Here is a 15,448-nt window from a genome sequence, read left to right on the forward strand (position 1 = left end):
CAGCAAGAGTTCCAAACTGCTTGTTGCGATCTCAGCATTTCTGCCCTCCGCAGCGTTGCCGGCCTTCCGGAGCTTCGCGGCATCATCGAGCGCTTTTTCAGGACCACAGGAACAGGCCTGTTGCCGGAGTTACCGGGGCGCACCTTCTCGAGCATCGCTGAAAAGGGAGACGCCAATCCGGCAGACCGTGCATGCCTCAACGAAAACGACCTCGCGTTTGTGCTCGTGCGATGGGTTGTGGACGTCTACCACAACACCCCGCACTCCGGTCTTGGCGGCGAGACGCCGCTGCAATGTTGGGAGCGGCTCACCGCTAAATGGGGCGTCACGCCTCCTCCGGACACCCGCACCTCCCGCCGGATCTTTGGCGAGAAGTTCATGCGGAAGCTGGACAAGACGGGCATCACGGTGCTGGGCGTGCGGTATCATTCGGATAATCTTGCGGTTCACATGCTGCACAGGCGCGAACGCGACGTGGAGGTGCGTTGGCTGCCGAGTGACATCGGGGAGATCGAGGTCCGGCTCGACAAGGAGTGGATGACCGTTCCCGCGGTCATGGACGCAGCGCACGGTCTAAGCGCGCAGCTCTGGGCGTCTGCAGTTCGCGACGTTCGGGCTGCCGATCCTGAGCGGAAGCGCTATGACGAGAAGGTTGTGCTTGCCGCGCTGCGCGATATCCGGGAACGCTCCGAGGATGCTCAGGCGGCGAAAGGTCTGCTTGTCGATGAGTGGTCCGAAGAGCGTGTGCGCCGGGAGGAACAGAAGCTGATGATCGGCTTCCAGGCCGGTCCCACGCCGCAGAAGGCAGCGCGCACGGGTGGGATTGGCCGTTCGGTCGTCCGGGAACGTGAAGACACACCCGCCGCCACCGGATCGTCGACCACCCCAAGGCGCGGCACGAGGAAAGATGGCGCGTCGAGGTTCGACAAGTGAGCGGGATCGACTACGAGCGGAACGCGCGCATCATGGAGGAACTGCGCGCGCTCCATGCAAAGGCCCCCCGGGATGACGAGTTTCGGTCCCATCTCGATCGTCTCCTGCGCCGCGATGCCTCCGGCAACCTGACGTCGGAGGCCGTCAGGTTCTCGACCACCGCCGAGACACGCGGGATCCTCGTTGTGGACGGCCCCGGCGGCGGAAAGTCCACGACCGTGGCCCACGCGCTTGCCAAGCACCCGGCCCTTCAGGAAGGCGCCCATGGACCAGCCTGGATGGGGGTCAGCGTTCCCAGCCCTGCCACGTTCAAGAGTTTGGGCTTCGAGATCCTGCGACGCAGCGGCTACCCGTCGGTATCGGATCGTCGGGAGGCCTGGAGCATCTGGGACCAGATCAGGACACGCCTCAAGATGCTGGGAATCTCCGTGCTGTGGATCGACGAGGCTCATGATCTTTTCTGCAAGGACAGTGCCATGATCCTGCGCGCGTTGAAGTCGCTGATGCAGGGTGACGAGGCAGTCATCGTGATCCTCTCCGGCACCGAGCGGCTGCACGACATCATCCGCAGCGATCCGCAGGTCCAGCGCCGCTTCTCGACGATGCAGCTGCGCCCCGTCTGCGCTGCGACCGATCGCGAGGATTTCGACGACCTGATCGGGTCCTACTGCGCGGAGGCCTGGTTGGATACCGACTTGTCCGAGGATTTGGTGGCGAGGCTCTTCCACGCGTCGCGCTTCCGGTTCGGCCGCAGCATCGAGACCACCCTCAACGCCATCGAAGCGGCTCTGGGCAGCGGCGCTGACTGCCTGTCCAACGATCACTTTGCGCAGGCATGGGCGATGCTGGAAGGCTGTCAGCCGGGAAGGAATGTCTTCCTGGCCGACGACTGGCGCGCGATCGATCCTGACCGGAATGATGATGAGCCTCCTGCCAGGCGGCGCGGGCGGAGGAACTGATCATGGCTCAGCTCTTCCCTTGCCTGCCGTTCCACGATGACGAAACGCCGGCGTCCTGGGCTGCCCGCCTGTCAGTGCTGCACGGGTGTCCCAGCCTGAGGACGTTCCTGTCCGACGAGGGGATTGCGCACTCTGATCTACTCCATGGCCGCCGCGCGGTGATTGTTCGGCTGTGCCATGCCGCGGGACAGAATGTGGAAACGGTATGGCGCAATACCGCCTCCTCTACAGGAAGCCAGAACTTCGTCCTCCGGGGCGAACGCATTCCTGCCTCGATGATGGTGCGTGAGGAGACGCGCTTCTGTCCCCTCTGTCTCCTCGATGATGATCGTCATGCCGGCAATCCCGGTATCGCGCGGCGGGATCGGTTGGCTTGGAGCCTGCGGGTTGTCACCACCTGTCCTACGCATGGCCTCGCTCTCATCCATCGGGCCCGCGACCACCGGGACAACATGCGCCACAAGCTCCTCGTGCATGTCCCGGAGCGGGCCGAGGCACTTCTCGATCTCGCACGGACCGGGCTGCACCGCGAACCGTCGCCCCTGCAGAGCTATGTTATGAATCGTCTCGGCGGCCGGAAGGGCCCCGAATGGCTGGACGGCCAGACGCTGGAACAGGCGGTCAAGGCCACCCAGATGCTCGGCATCGTGATGGCGTTCGGAACGAGCATCAACCTCAGCTCGATCGATAGAGACGGCTGGGACCTGGCCGGTCGCTCAGGGTGGCAATGGACATCCGCAGGAAAAGCAGGCCTGCACTCCGCCTTCGACACCTTGCATGTCTTGGCAATGGACCGAGGCCAAGGCGGACAGAACTACGCCACGGTCTTCGGCCAACTCTACCGCTGGCTGCTGGAGCCGGGTGATCGTTCCGATCACGGTCCGATCAAGCAACTCCTGCGGAACTACATCCTGCGGAACATGGACGTGTGCGTCGGGCGGGAACTGCTGGGCGCACCCATCCCGCGGCGCCACAAATACTCAGTCCAGTCGCTTGCGCTGGAAACCGGCGTCCATCGCCAGACGCTGCGCAAGATCCTCGTCGAGCGTCGCCTCGTTGCGCAGGACGATGCCGGGAAGTCCAATTCCATCCTTCTTGTCGATGCCAAGCAGGGGCAGGATGCAGCAGCGGCGTTCAACCGGTCTGTGCCCTTCGTGAAGCTACCTGCGAGGATGAATGCGACGCGGCCGATCGTCAGCTGCCTGATCGACCTGGGTCATCTCACGCCGTTGTTCCGCAGCCAAGGCGAAAACAAGCGGGACAAGTGTGGGTTTGACAGCCAGGAGGTCGATCTCGTCTTGGAACGGCTGCACCATTTGGCGTCGGAGATGTCACATTTGCCTGAGAGGTGGGTGACTCTCGCGCAGTGCACCAAGCGCACTCGCGTCCCGATGCGCGATCTCCTGAAACGGATTTTCGCAGGCGGGATGAAGGACATTGGCCGCGCCGAAGGCGACAGGGGCTTCAACGCGCTGCGAATCGATATGGGAAAGGTCCGGGGCCCGCAAATGTGATACGCCGAAGCATCGACACCACCCTCGTTTTGGCCGCTTTCAGCGGACATTTTTTTGAACTTTCGATGGCAACTTTATCTGTGCAAAATGGCAGAATTGTCCGCCGTTTGACGAATAGAAACCCAGTATTTGCTGGATAATCTCGAAACCGAATGGCACTTTTATGCTAGGACTTACAGATCCGGGATCAGCGCCGCGTGGCACGAAGTGGGCAGGCATTGTCCTCTGGCCACGGGGAGGGTGGCAGATCATGATCGAGATAGCCCAAGCGTTTATGGCTTTGGCCGCCCTCTGGGGCATTCTGTTCCTGTGGTTCGGCATTCCGATGCGGATGGCCAATGCCCGGGGGCGCAATCCCGGCCACTGGGCTCTGATCAGCCTGTTCGGCAGTCCGGTTCTGGCCATCTTGCTGCTTCTGGCGCTGGACGAGAAGGTCCGGCCGAATGTGCGGAAGCGGAACCCGTCGCCTTGAACGGTCTGCGTCAGGGGTGATGATCCCAACCGGACGAACGATGGTCTGACCCCGCGCCCGGCCTCTTGACGCGCGCTTGTCCGCGCCCGCACAACAGGACGCGGACAAGCATGAGGGCGCGATATGGTCGATCTGGCGGGCAAGGCGGTTCTGGTGACCGGGGCCTCGCGCGGCATCGGGGCGGCGGCAGCGCGGGCCTTTGCCGCGGCGGGCGCGCTGGTCGGCGTGATGGCCCGCAGCGCCGATGCGGTCGAGGCGCTGGCCGATGAGATCGGTGGCCTGCCTCTGGCGGGCGACGTGGCTGTGGCCCGTGACATGAAGCGGGCTGTCGCGGCCCTGCACGACCGGGCCGGGCGGTTGGATGTGCTGGTCAACAATGCGGGGCTGATCGGGCCGATGAGCCTTCTGGATCAGGCCGATGCCGACGCCTGGGGCGAATGCATCGACGTCAACATCAAGGGCGTCTTTCACGGCATCCGGGCGGTGCTGCCGCTGATGCGCGCGGCCGGGGGCGGCACGGTGCTGACCGTCGGCTCGGGCGCGGCCCATCGCCCGCAAGAGGGCTGGAGCGCCTATTGCTCCAGCAAGGCGGGGGCGCTGATGCTGACCCGGTCACTGGACCTGGAGGCGCGGGGCGACGGCATCCGCGCGATCAGCCTGTCGCCCGGCACGGTCGCGACCGACATGCAGCGCGCGATCCGCGACAGCGGGGTCAGCCCGATCAGCCAGCTGGACTGGTCCGTGCATATCCCGCCGGAATGGCCCGCCCGCGCACTGGTCTGGATGTGCGGCCCCGAAGCCGATCCCTGGCTGGGCGACGAGATCTCGCTGCGCGACCCCGACATCCGGCGCCGCATCGGTCTGGCGGACTGATCGCGGTCAGGCCGCGCGGATGCCCCGTATCGCCTCGGCCAGGGGCGGGGCCATGCGGCGGCGGAAATCCTCGGGCTGCCATTCGGCCAGCGATCCGGCGATATGGACCGCGCCGACCGGGCGCCCCTGGGCATCGGGGATCGCCATGGCGATGGCGACCTCGCCCATCAGCACCTGTTCCAGCGCCAGCGCGTGACCGTCGCGCCGGGCCGTGGCGATCTGGGCGCGGATCGCGTCGGGGTCGGTCAGGCTGCGCGGCGTCAGGGCGCGCAGCGGCGCGCGGGCAAGGATCTCGTCGATCTCGGCATCCGGCAACAGGGCCATTGCCGCCCAGCCGCCCGAGGACCCGGTCGAGGGCACGCTATGGCCGACCAGCGTGGCAAAGAACGCCTCGCGCTTGCTTTGCAGGCGGGTGGCATAGACCATCCGCGTCCCGTCGAACAGCGACAGGTCCACCCGTTCCTGCACCTGACGCCGCAATTCCAGCAGGACCGGGCTGGCGCGGCGCAGAACCGGGTTCATCCGCAGGTAATCATGCGTCAGGTCCAGGATCGGCAGATTCAGCAGGAACCCCCGGCCATCATCGGACAGCGTCAGATAGCCCAGTTTGCGGAAGGTGTGGACCAGCCTTTGCGCCGCGCTACGCGTCAGGCCGGTCCTCGCGGCGATCTGCGCCAGCGACAGGGGACGGTCGGCATCGCGAAAGGATTCAAGAACGCTCAGCCCGCGGGCAAGGGATTGGTTGAACATGCCGTCCGCGCCTTTGGACGGGTCAGAATGATCGTTTTCGGTCATTGGCGTGTCTCGGGCGTTGACAGGTGGAAAACCGGGCTTCTAATCTCATTATGCAATGCAGCCGTATCGGATAGCAATACAGATGTCCTATCCTGCCCAGACCCCGCGCATCGCCCTTGCCGGTTTCGTGCACGAAAGCAATTCGTTCGCGCCCAGTCCTGCCGACATGGCGGCCTTTGAACAGGGCGGCGGCTATCTGCCGCTGAGCCGGGGTGCGCAGATCATCGAGCGCGCTCGTGGCGTGAACCTGCCGGTCGCGGGCATGATCGACCATGCAGGGCAGGCGGGCTGGACGCTTCTGCCGCTGATCTGGGCGGGGGCGGTGCCCTCGGCGCCGGTGACGGAGGAATGTTTCGACTCTATCACCGACGAACTGGTCGCGGCCTTGCGCGATCTGGGTCCGGTCGAGGGCGTGCTGCTGGATCTGCACGGCGCGATGGTGGCCGAGAACGAACCCGACGGCGAGGGCGCGCTGCTGGCGCGCGTCCGCGCGGTGGTCGGCCCCGAAGTGCCGGTCGTCGCCGCGCTTGATCTGCATGGCAACATCACCCCGCGCATGGTCGCCCATGCCGACGTGATGGTGGGCTTTCGCACCTATCCGCATGTGGACATGGCCGATACGGGTCGCCGCGCCGCCCAGGAATTGCAGCGCCTGCTGGACGGCAGGCCGCGGCGCACCGCCTTTCGGCAGGGCGATTACCTGATCCCCATCGCCTGGCAGGCGACATCGGAACAGCCCGCAGAGGCGCTTTACGATCTGGTTGCGGCGGCCGACGCGGAAGGGGCCTGCGCCTCGCTGTTCATGGGCTTTCCGGCTGCGGATTTCATGGATTGCCGCCCCTCGGTCCTGGTTCATGCCGACGATCAGGCGCAGGCCGACCATATCGCGGACCGGATCGCCGCCGCGCTGGCCGGGGCCGAGCGTGCCTTTGCCGGACAGGTCCACAGCCCGGACGAGGCCGTGGCCGAGGCGATGCTGGCCCCGCAGGGTCCGGTGATCCTTGTCGATACGCAGGACAATCCCGGCGCGGGCGGCAATTCCGACACGACCGGGCTGTTGCGCGCGCTGGTCGCGGCGGATGCACAGGACGCGGCGATCGGCCTGATCGTCGATCCCGACGCGGCGGCAGCGGCCCATGCGGCGGGGCTTGGCGCGCAGGTGTCGCTGGCCCTTGGCGGGCGTTCGGGCGTGCCGGGCGACGCACCCTTTCAGGGGCGCTTCGTCGTCGAGGCCCTGTCGGACGGGCATTGTCACGCGACCGGCCCCTATTTCGGCGGCGTGCATCTGCGGCTTGGCCCCTCGGCGCTGTTGCGGATCGGGGGCGTGCGGATCGCTGCCACCTCGGAAAAGGCGCAGATGGCCGACCGTCAGATGTTCCGCTTTCTGGGGGTCGAGCCCGAGGCGCAAAAAATCCTCGTGGTGAAAAGCTCGAACCATTTCCGGGCCGATTTCGCGCCCATCGCCGCGCGCATCCTGACCTGCGCCGCACCCGGCCCGATGACGGTCAGCCCGGCATCGCTGCCCTTCCGCCACCTTGCCCCCGGCCTGCGGCTTGAGCCCGGCGGCCAGCCTTTTTCCGCAACCGCGCAACCCGGCGCCAAGACCGGCCAGCACCATCGCCCTACAGAGAGGACATCATGTTCAACCGACTGACTGCAGGCCTTCTGGCCTCGACCATGCTGGCCGGCACGGCCTTTGCCGAAACCACGATCACCGCCGTGATGCATTCGGGCCTTCGCGTGCTGGACCCGATCATCACCACGGCCCATATCAGCCGCAACCACGCCTACATGATCTATGACGTGCTGGTCGCGCAGGACAGCGAATTCCAGCCGCAGCCGCAAATGGCCGACTGGACCACCTCGGATGACGGGCTGACCTGGACCTTCACCCTGCGCGAGGGGCTGGTCTTTCACGATGGCGCGCCGGTAACGGCGGCGGATGCGGTCGCGTCCCTGAACCGGTGGGCGCAGCGCGATGCGGGGGGCCAGGTCATCATGGACCGCACCGCCAGCCTCGAGGCCACGGACGACCGCACGATCACCTGGACCCTGACCGAGCCCTTCGTGCCGATGCTGGACGTCTTGTCCAAGCAATCCGCGATCCCGCCCTTCATCATGCCCGCCCGCGTGGCCGAGACGCCCGCCGACGAGGCGATCACCGAATATGTCGGCTCGGGGCCGTTCCGCTTCGTGGAAGCCGAGTTCCAGCCCGGCCTCAAGGTCGTCTACGAAAAGTTCGAGGATTACGTCCCCCGTGAGGAACCCGCCGACTGGATGGCGGGCGGCAAGGTCGTGAACGTGGACCGCGTCGAATGGGTCAACATGCCCGACGTGCAGACGGCGGTGAACGCGCTCTCAAGCGGCGAGATCGACTATATCGAGGCGATGCAGGTCGATCTGATCCCCCTGCTGGAAGGTGACCCGGACGTCGTCGTCGAAAAGCGCGAGCCGACGGGGATGCAGACGATGGTGCGGATGAACTTCCTGCACCCGCCCTTTGACAACCAGCTGATCCGGCAGGCCGCGCTGAAGGCGATCACGCAGGAACCCGTTCTGGCGGCGATGGTCGGCAACCCCGAATATTATCAGGTCTGCGGCGCGGTTCTTGGCTGCGGCACGCCGCTGGAAAGCACCGGCGGGTCCGAGACGCTGACCGACGGCGGCGGGCAGGACGCGGCGCGCGCGCTTTTGGAGGAGGCGGGCTATGACGGCACGCCCGTCGTCATCATGGCGCCGACCGATCTGGTCGCGCTGGTCACGCAGCCGGTCGTCGTCTCGCAGGCCCTGCGCGAGGCAGGCTTCAACGTGGACATGCAGCCGATGGACTGGCAGACGCTGGTGACGCGCCGCGCCAGCCAGTCGGCCCCGGCCGAGGGCGGCTGGAACGTCTTCATCACCAACTGGATGGTGCCCGAGATCTCGAACCCGATCTCGAACCCGATGCTGAACGGGCGCGGCAATGACGCCTGGTTCGGCTGGCCGACCGACGAGACGATCGAGGGCCTGAAGGAAGAGTTCATCGACGCCGCTGACGCCGAGGCTCAGGTCGAGGTCGCGGCCCGCATCCAGGATCACGTCATGGACAACGTGCTGCTGGTGCCGCTTGGGCAATACACCCTGCCGCAGGCGCGCCGCACGACGATCACCGACATGATCGACAGCCCGGTCCCGGTCTTCTGGGGCATCAACAAGGCCGAGTGATCGGTCCCCCCTGATCCGGCAGGGGGCGGGCCGCGTGCCGCCCTCTGCCAGACCCCCGGCCCTTATCGGAGAAGCCCCATGTCCGGCTACATCCTGCGGCGCTGTCTTGCCGTCATTCCCGTCATGCTGCTGGTCGCGATCTTCGTCTTCCTGCTGCTGCGCCTGACGCCGGGCGACCCGGCCGCGATCATCGCGGGCGACATGGCAACCCCCGCCCAGCTAGAGCGCATCCGCGAGGCGATGGGCCTGAACGACCCGATCCCCGTCCAGTTCGCCACGTGGATCGGGCAGCTCATGCGCGGCGATTTGGGCGTGTCGCTGATCTCGAACACACCGGTCTCGGTGATGGTGGCGGACCGGATCGGGCCGACGATCTCAATCGCGGTGCTGACGATCCTGATGTCGGTGGTGATCGCCGTGCCGATGGGGGTGCTGGCCGCGTGGAAGCACCGCAGCGGCGTGGATTACGCGGTCATGGCCTTTTCGGTTCTGGGCTTCTCGGTCCCGGTCTTCGTGATCGGCTATCTGTTCATCCTGGTCTTTTCGCTGACACTGGGCTGGTTCCCGGTTCAGGGGTACAAGCCGCTGTCGCAGGGTCTGGGGGCGTTTCTGTCCACGGCCTTCCTGCCCGCACTGACGCTGTCCACGATCTATGTCGCGCTGATCGCCCGCATGACCCGCGCCAACATGCTGGAGGTTCTGGGCGAGGATTACATCCGCACCGCCCGCGCCAAGGGCGCACCCGAGCGCCGCGTTCTCTTTCGCCACGCGCTGCGCAATGCCGCCGTGCCGATCCTGACGGTGATCGGCACGGGCTTTGCGCTGCTGATCGGTGGCGTCGTCGTGACCGAGACCGTGTTCAACATCCCCGGACTGGGGCGGCTGACGGTCGATGCGATCCTTGCGCGCGACTATCCGGTGATTCAGGCGATGATCCTGCTGACCAGTTTTCTTTACGTTCTGGTGAACCTGCTGATCGACCTCAGCTACAGCCTCTTTGACCCAAGGATCCGCTATTGATGGCCCAGACACCTCAACCCGGTGCGGCGATGCAGCCGGTCCTGCGCGCGCTGCGCCTGCCGGCCTTCGGCCTTGGCGCCAGGCTGGCGGCACTGATCCTGGCGGTGATCGTCCTGCTGACGCTGCTGGCCGGCTGGATCGCCCCCCATGATCCGCTGAGCATGAACCCGATGGCCCGGCTGCAGGGCCCGTCCCCGGCGCACCCCCTTGGCACCGACAATTTCGGTCGTGACATCTTCAGCCGCGTCCTGATCGGCGGGCAGCTCTCGCTGATCATCGGCATCGCCACTGCGGCGGTCGCGGTGGTCCTGGGGCTGGTGATCGGCCTGATCGCGGGCTTCTTCCGCACTGCCGATGCGATCATCATGCGGGCGATGGATGCGCTGATGGCGATCCCCTCGATCCTTCTGGCCATCGCGCTGGTCGCGCTGAATGGCCCGTCGGTCGGATCGGTCATCGCGGCCATCACCATCCCCGAGATCCCCCGCGTCGTGCGGCTGGTGCGCGCCGTGATCCTGTCCGCGCGCGAGGAACCCTATGTCGAGGCCGCGATCGCGCTTGGCACCTCGATGCCGAAGATCCTGATCCGGCATCTGGTGCCCAACACGCTGGCCCCGTTGATCGTGCAGGGGACCTATATCCTGGCCTCGGCCATCCTGACCGAGGCGATCCTGTCCTTTCTGGGCGCGGGCGTCAGCACCGAGACGCCCACCTGGGGCAACATCATGGCCGAGGGTCGCCAGTTCTTCCGCATCAAACCGGAACTGATCCTCTATCCGGGGATCGCGCTGTCCTTGTGCATCCTGTCGATCAACCTTCTGGGGGACGCCGCGCGCGACATGCTGGATCCACGGCTGAAGAAGAGGGCGGGCTGATGCGCTTCAAGACAGGCAATTTCGACGCGGCCGACGTGGTCCTGACCGCCCGCGACCTGACCGTGACCCTGCCCGAGACGCCGGGCAATCCTGCGGTGCTGAAATCCATCGACGTGACCATCCGCGCGGGCGAGACCGTCTGCCTGGTGGGCGAATCCGGGTCCGGGAAATCCGTGACCTCGCTGGCGGTGATGGGGCTTCTGCCGCAGGCACTGAAGGTCGCGGGCGGCAGCATCCACCTGCAGGGCCGCGACCTTCTGGCGCTGAGCCAGGCGCAGATGCGCGATCTGCGCGCCGCCCGCGTGGCGATGATCTTTCAGGAACCCATGACCGCGCTGAACCCCGTCCTGCGCGTCGGCGACCAGATCATGGAGGTGATGGAGCTTCACACCACCCTTTCCGCCGCCGAACGCCGCAAGCGCGCCATCGCCATCATGGAGCAGGTCCATCTGCCCGATGTAGAGCGCATCTTCCGATCCTATCCGCACCAGCTGTCGGGCGGGCAGCGCCAGCGCATCATGATCGCAATGGCGCTGGTGCTGGAGCCCGTCCTGCTGATCGCCGACGAGCCCACGACCGCGCTTGACGTGACCACGCAGCGCCAGATCCTGTCGCTGATCGACGAATTGCAGCAAAAGCACGGCACCGCCGTCCTGTTCATCACCCATGACATGGGCGTGGTCGCCGAAATCGCCGACACCGTCTATGTGATGAAGCAGGGCGAGATCGTCGAGCATGGCGCGGTCGAGACCCTGCTGCGCGACCCCCAGGCCGAATACACCCAGAAACTGCTGCGCGCCGTGCCCAGCCTTGCGCCCCGCCCCGCGCGCGCGGCGGGCGGTGATCCGGTCCTGCGGGTCGAGGGGCTGAACAAGATCTATGGCGGCGGCGGTCTCTTTCGCAAGCTGCCGGTGGCGCATGCGGCCAAGGATGTGGGATTTACCCTCGCGCCCGGACGCACGCTTGGGATCGTGGGGGAATCGGGGTCGGGCAAGTCCACCGTCGCGCGCTGCATCATGCGGCTGATCGACCCCAGTTCTGGGCGGATCATGCTGGACGGTGCCGATATCGCGCCCCTTTCGCGCGCCGCCCTGCGTCCGCATCGCAAGAAGCTTCAGGTCGTGTTCCAGGACCCAATGCGATCGCTGAACCCGCGCTGGACGGTCGGCGCCAGCCTGATCGAGGGGCCGCTGAACTACGGCGCCTCGCGCGCCGAGGCCATGGCCGAAGCCGCGCGCCTGATGGGCGTCGTGGGCCTGCCCGAGGATGCGCTGCGCCGATATCCGCACCAGTTCTCGGGCGGGCAGCGCCAGCGCATCGCCATCGCCCGCGCGGTGATGATGCGCCCCGACGTGCTGGTCGCGGACGAGGCGGTCTCGGCTCTGGACGTGTCCGTTCAGGCTCAGGTGCTGGACCTTCTGGACCAGTTGCAGCGCGATCTGGGCATCGCCATCGTCTTCATCACCCACGACCTGCGTGTCGCCGCCCAGATCTGCGACGAGGTGATCGTGATGCAGCGGGGCGCGGTGGTCGAACACGGCCCCGCGGGTCAGGTCCTGGCCGCGCCCGCCCACCCCTATACCCGCGCCCTGATCGAGGCCGCCCCCGGCCGGGCCTGGGACTTTCAGAATTTCCGCGAGATGCCAGAGGTGATCCATGCCGAACCTGCCTGAAATCGACGCCGCCGCGTCTGACCTGACAGCGATCTTCCGCGACCTGCATGCCCATCCCGAGATCGGGATGGAAGAGGTCCGCACCGCCTCGGTCGTCGCCGCGAAGCTGCGCGAATGGGGCGTGGACGAGGTGCATGAGGGTGTCGGCAGGACCGGCGTGGTCGGCATCCTGCGCGGGCGGGGGCAGGGCAACCGCCGCATCGGCCTGCGCGCCGACATGGACGCCTTGCCGATCCACGAGACGACGGGGCTTCCCCATGCCTCGACCAACCCCGGCAAGATGCATGCCTGCGGCCATGACGGCCACACGACGATGCTGCTGGGCGCCGCGCAATATCTGGCAAAGACGCGAAATTTCGACGGCACCGCCGTCCTGATCTTCCAGCCCGCCGAGGAAGGTCTGGGCGGCGCCCGCGCGATGATCGCCGACGGGCTGTTCCGCCGCTTTCCCGTGGACGAGGTCTACGGAATGCACAACCAGCCCAACGGCCAGCCGGGCCGCGCGACCCTGTGCAAGGGTCCGGCCATGGCGGGGGCGTCGTTCTTCGACATCACCGTGACGGGCAAGGGCAGCCATGCCGCGATGCCCCAGCAATCGCGCGACGCGCTGGTCGCGGCCTCGGGGCTGGTCGGGCAGTTCCAGACGATCCTGGGCCGTAACGTCGCGCCGCTGGATCAGGCGGTGCTGTCGGTGACGCAGATCCATGCGGGCAGCGCCTATAACGTCGTGCCCGAATCCGCGACGCTGGCCGGCACGATTCGCTTCTTCCGCCCCGAAGTGCGCGACCTGATGCAATCCCGCATGCGCGCCATCTGCGAGGGCGCGGAGCAGGCTTTCGATCTGTCGATCACCTGCAAATTCCGCGAGATCTTCGACGTGCTGGTGAACGATGCCGACCTGTCCGACGCCTGGACAGAGGCCGCCGCCGATGTGCTGGGTGCGGACAATGTGCGCGACGACGCACAACCCTTCACCGGCTCCGAGGATTTCGCGGATATGCTGCAACAGGTGCCCGGCGCCTACGGCAATCTGGACCATGCGGGGACCGTGCCGCTGCACAATCCGGGCTTCGTGCTGGACGAGGGGATCCTGCCCGTCGGCGCGTCCATCTATGCCCGCCTGATCGAACGCCGCCTGCCGGTGGCGGCATGAGCGCGCTTGACCTGCCCTTTGACGCGGATGCGATGCTGGCGGGCCTGCGCCCGTGGATCGAATGCGAAAGCCCCACATGGGACGCCGCCGCCGTCAGCCGCATGATGGATCTGGCAGCGCGCGACCTGTCGCAGATCGGTGCCGCGGTCGAGACTGTGCCGGGGACCAAGGGCTTCGGCACCTCGATCCGCGCGAGCTTTCCGCATCCGGATCAGGGCAAGCCGGGCATCCTTGTCTCGGGGCATATGGACACGGTCCATCCGGTCGGCACGCTGGAAAAGCTGCCCTTCCGTGTGGAGGACGGCAAGGCCTGGGGGCCGGGCATCATGGACATGAAGGGCGGCAACTATGTCTTTCTGGAAGCCATGCGCCAGATCGCCCGCGCCGGGCTGACCACGCCCCTGCCGGTCACGTTCCTCTTTACCCCGGACGAGGAGGTCGGCACCCCCGCCACGCGCGGCCTGATCGAGGATGCCGCGCGCGGACAGCGGGCCGTCCTCTTGCCCGAACCCGCGCTGCCCGACGGGGGCGCGGTGATCGGCCGCTACGCCATCGCGCGCTATGATCTGCTGACGCGCGGGCGGCCCAGCCATGCGGGCTGGGCGCTCAAGGACGGGCGGTCGGCCATCGCGGCCATGGCCCGCCGCATCCTTCAGATCGAGGCGATGACGACCGAGGATTGCACCTTTTCCGTGGGTGTCATCCATGCCGGACAATGGGTCAATTGCGTGGCCTCGGAATGCCGGGCCGAGGCTTTGTCGATGGCCAAGACGGAGGACGATCTGGACCGGGGCGTCGCCGCGATGATGGCCCTGCAGGGCGAAGAGAACGGCGTCGAGTTCATCGTGACGCGCGGCGTCACCCGCCCGGTCTGGGAACCGCAGCCCGGCACGATGGCGCTTTACGATCTGGCGCGAAACATTGCGGGCCGCATCGGGTTCGAGATGTCCTCGGACCGGTCGGGCGGGGGCTCGGACGGGAACTTCACCGGCGCGATGGGGGTGCCCACGCTGGATTCCATCGGCGTCCGGGGCAAGGGCCTGCACACGCTGGACGAACATATCGAGGTCGCCAGCCTGCCCGAACGCGCCCGTCTGGCCGCAGGGCTGCTGACAGAGATCCGCTAACCCCGGTTCAGCGATCCGGCGGCGGTCATCGCCAGCGGCGCGAAGTTGCGGGCGAAGCTGTCGGCATCCCATTCGGCCAGCGATCCGGCGACATGGATCGCGCCGATGGGTCGCCCTGCCTCGTCCAGGACGGGAACGCCAAGCGCGATCTCGCCCGCGACGATCTGTTCCTCGGCGATGGCAAAGCCTGCCTCGCGCGCCTCGGCCACGCGGGCCATGATCGCGGCGGGGTCGGTCAGGGTGGGGCTGGAATAGGGCACCAGCGAGGACCTTGCGATGACCGACGCTGCCTCGTCCTCGGGCAGGCGGCTCAGCACTGCGCGCCCGCCCGCCGTGCAGTAAAGCGGCACGCTGGTCCCGATCAGCGAGGCCGCGTAGAAGCCGCGCTTGGACTGGAAGCGCAGCGCATAGACCAGCCTCAGATCGTCGCGCAGGCTGAAATCGACCCGTTCTCCGGTCGCGGCGCGCAGCTCCATCAGGACGGGCAGGACGCGCGCGATCTCGGGGTTCAGGCGCTGATAATCCAGCGCGTGATCCAGCAGCCGCAGCCCCGGCAGATAGCCCCGGTCGGCGGGGTCGCGCCGCAGATAGCCCTGCTGGCGCAGGGTGTGGACGATCCGCTGCACCGCGCTTTTGGTCAGCCCGCTCAGCGTCGCGATCTCGCCCAGAGACAGCGGCCCGGAGGCGCCGTGAAAGGCCGACAGGACCCGAAAGCCCCGCGCGATGGAATCGACGAAAAGTGCGTCGTCCTGCGGCGCGGGGACGGGCAGGGGGGGCAGGACGGGGCGGGTGATGTCGGTCATTCTCATGCGCCTTGACGGGCCGCGCGACGGGGGCCTAGTATGATAAT

Annotated in this window: 14 protein-coding genes; 12 read left to right on the forward strand and 2 right to left on the reverse strand. The window is 66.8% G+C overall.

The genetic code is table 11. From position 1 onward, the window contains the following. The 5 genes from ACTZWU_RS15430 to ACTZWU_RS15450 all read left to right on the forward strand — a co-directional run. A partial coding sequence (locus tag ACTZWU_RS15430) for a Mu transposase C-terminal domain-containing protein (RefSeq protein ID WP_444738254.1) occupies nt 1-933 on the forward strand: 933 nt, incomplete at its 5' end. Further along, nucleotides 930-1,892 (forward strand): TniB family NTP-binding protein, encoded by a 963-nt coding sequence (locus ACTZWU_RS15435; RefSeq protein WP_444738255.1) that lies wholly within the window; start codon nt 930-932, stop codon nt 1,890-1,892. The genes ACTZWU_RS15430 and ACTZWU_RS15435, both read left to right, overlap by 4 nt. A 2-nt stretch (nt 1,893-1,894) precedes the next feature. Continuing rightward, entirely contained in the window at nt 1,895-3,406 is a 1,512-nt protein-coding gene (locus ACTZWU_RS15440) for a TniQ family protein (protein ID WP_444738256.1), read from the forward strand. Nucleotides 3,407-3,656: 250 nt separating this feature from the next. Continuing rightward, a complete protein-coding gene (locus ACTZWU_RS15445; protein WP_444738257.1) occupies nt 3,657-3,878 on the forward strand; it encodes a hypothetical protein in 222 nt (73 codons plus the stop codon). Between the two features lie 123 nt (nt 3,879-4,001). Continuing rightward, nucleotides 4,002-4,751 carry an SDR family oxidoreductase gene (locus ACTZWU_RS15450; protein ID WP_444738258.1) on the forward strand — a complete coding sequence of 250 codons (750 nt, stop codon included), beginning with the start codon at nt 4,002-4,004 and terminating at the stop codon, nt 4,749-4,751. Between the two features lie 6 nt (nt 4,752-4,757). Here ACTZWU_RS15450 and ACTZWU_RS15455 read toward each other — a convergent pair whose 3' ends face one another. After that, nucleotides 4,758-5,501 (reverse strand): IclR family transcriptional regulator, encoded by a 744-nt coding sequence (locus tag ACTZWU_RS15455; RefSeq protein WP_444738259.1) that lies wholly within the window; start codon nt 5,499-5,501, stop codon nt 4,758-4,760. A 127-nt stretch (nt 5,502-5,628) separates the two neighbouring features. On the opposite strand from ACTZWU_RS15455, the gene ACTZWU_RS15460 reads away from it, so the two are divergent. The 7 genes from ACTZWU_RS15460 (at nt 5,629) to ACTZWU_RS15490 (ending at nt 14,598) form a co-directional block, all read left to right on the forward strand. Further along, entirely contained in the window at nt 5,629-7,200 is a 1,572-nt protein-coding gene (locus tag ACTZWU_RS15460; RefSeq protein WP_444738260.1) for a M81 family metallopeptidase, read from the forward strand. Continuing rightward, nucleotides 7,185-8,750, forward strand: a complete 1,566-nt coding sequence (locus ACTZWU_RS15465) for an ABC transporter substrate-binding protein (protein WP_444738261.1) — start codon at nt 7,185-7,187, stop codon at nt 8,748-8,750. Before ACTZWU_RS15460 ends, ACTZWU_RS15465 begins: the two co-directional genes overlap by 16 nt. A gap of 78 nt (nt 8,751-8,828) precedes the next feature. Further along, nucleotides 8,829-9,770: an ABC transporter permease gene (locus tag ACTZWU_RS15470; protein ID WP_444738262.1), complete on the forward strand. Its 942-nt coding sequence runs from the start codon at nt 8,829-8,831 to the stop codon at nt 9,768-9,770. Next, on the forward strand, nt 9,770-10,645 hold the full coding sequence (locus ACTZWU_RS15475; RefSeq protein ID WP_444738263.1) for an ABC transporter permease: 876 nt from the start codon (nt 9,770-9,772) through the stop codon (nt 10,643-10,645). The genes ACTZWU_RS15470 and ACTZWU_RS15475 overlap by 1 nt, the downstream gene beginning before the upstream one ends. Next, the gene (locus ACTZWU_RS15480) at nt 10,645-12,318 is read left to right on the forward strand and encodes an ABC transporter ATP-binding protein (RefSeq protein WP_444738264.1); all 1,674 of its coding nucleotides are present in this window, start codon (nt 10,645-10,647) and stop codon (nt 12,316-12,318) included. Before ACTZWU_RS15475 ends, ACTZWU_RS15480 begins: the two co-directional genes overlap by 1 nt. Further along, the gene (locus ACTZWU_RS15485) at nt 12,302-13,471 is read left to right on the forward strand and encodes a M20 aminoacylase family protein (RefSeq protein ID WP_444738265.1); all 1,170 of its coding nucleotides are present in this window, start codon (nt 12,302-12,304) and stop codon (nt 13,469-13,471) included. Before ACTZWU_RS15480 ends, ACTZWU_RS15485 begins: the two co-directional genes overlap by 17 nt. Continuing rightward, entirely contained in the window at nt 13,468-14,598 is a 1,131-nt protein-coding gene (locus ACTZWU_RS15490; protein ID WP_444738266.1) for a M20/M25/M40 family metallo-hydrolase, read from the forward strand. The genes ACTZWU_RS15485 and ACTZWU_RS15490 overlap by 4 nt, the downstream gene beginning before the upstream one ends. Here the strand turns inward: ACTZWU_RS15490 and ACTZWU_RS15495 are convergent. Continuing rightward, nucleotides 14,595-15,401 (reverse strand): IclR family transcriptional regulator, encoded by an 807-nt coding sequence (locus tag ACTZWU_RS15495; RefSeq protein WP_444738267.1) that lies wholly within the window; start codon nt 15,399-15,401, stop codon nt 14,595-14,597. The two genes, ACTZWU_RS15490 and ACTZWU_RS15495, sit on opposite strands and share 4 nt — an antisense overlap. Nucleotides 15,402-15,448 lie beyond the last annotated feature (47 nt).

This window comes from Paracoccus sp. NSM, assembly GCF_052379855.1.
Classification (GTDB): Bacteria; Pseudomonadota; Alphaproteobacteria; order Rhodobacterales; family Rhodobacteraceae; genus Paracoccus.

What these genes read in the sequence shown, in the direction of transcription:
- ACTZWU_RS15445 (WP_444738257.1), top strand. Translation starts at nt 3,657, where the DNA reads ATGATCGAGATAGCCCAAGCGTTTATGGCTTTGGCCGCCCTCTGGGGC.
- ACTZWU_RS15475 (WP_444738263.1), top strand. Translation starts at nt 9,770, where the DNA reads ATGGCCCAGACACCTCAACCCGGTGCGGCGATGCAGCCGGTCCTGCGC.
- ACTZWU_RS15470 (WP_444738262.1), top strand. Translation starts at nt 8,829, where the DNA reads ATGTCCGGCTACATCCTGCGGCGCTGTCTTGCCGTCATTCCCGTCATG.
- ACTZWU_RS15485 (WP_444738265.1), top strand. Translation starts at nt 12,302, where the DNA reads ATGCCGAACCTGCCTGAAATCGACGCCGCCGCGTCTGACCTGACAGCG.
- ACTZWU_RS15440 (WP_444738256.1), top strand. Translation starts at nt 1,895, where the DNA reads ATGGCTCAGCTCTTCCCTTGCCTGCCGTTCCACGATGACGAAACGCCG.
- ACTZWU_RS15495 (WP_444738267.1), bottom strand. Translation starts at nt 15,401, where the DNA reads ATGACCGACATCACCCGCCCCGTCCTGCCCCCCCTGCCCGTCCCCGCG.
- ACTZWU_RS15480 (WP_444738264.1), top strand. Translation starts at nt 10,645, where the DNA reads ATGCGCTTCAAGACAGGCAATTTCGACGCGGCCGACGTGGTCCTGACC.
- ACTZWU_RS15465 (WP_444738261.1), top strand. Translation starts at nt 7,185, where the DNA reads ATGTTCAACCGACTGACTGCAGGCCTTCTGGCCTCGACCATGCTGGCC.
- ACTZWU_RS15450 (WP_444738258.1), top strand. Translation starts at nt 4,002, where the DNA reads ATGGTCGATCTGGCGGGCAAGGCGGTTCTGGTGACCGGGGCCTCGCGC.
- ACTZWU_RS15455 (WP_444738259.1), bottom strand. Translation starts at nt 5,501, where the DNA reads ATGTTCAACCAATCCCTTGCCCGCGGGCTGAGCGTTCTTGAATCCTTT.
- ACTZWU_RS15490 (WP_444738266.1), top strand. Translation starts at nt 13,468, where the DNA reads ATGAGCGCGCTTGACCTGCCCTTTGACGCGGATGCGATGCTGGCGGGC.
- ACTZWU_RS15460 (WP_444738260.1), top strand. Translation starts at nt 5,629, where the DNA reads ATGTCCTATCCTGCCCAGACCCCGCGCATCGCCCTTGCCGGTTTCGTG.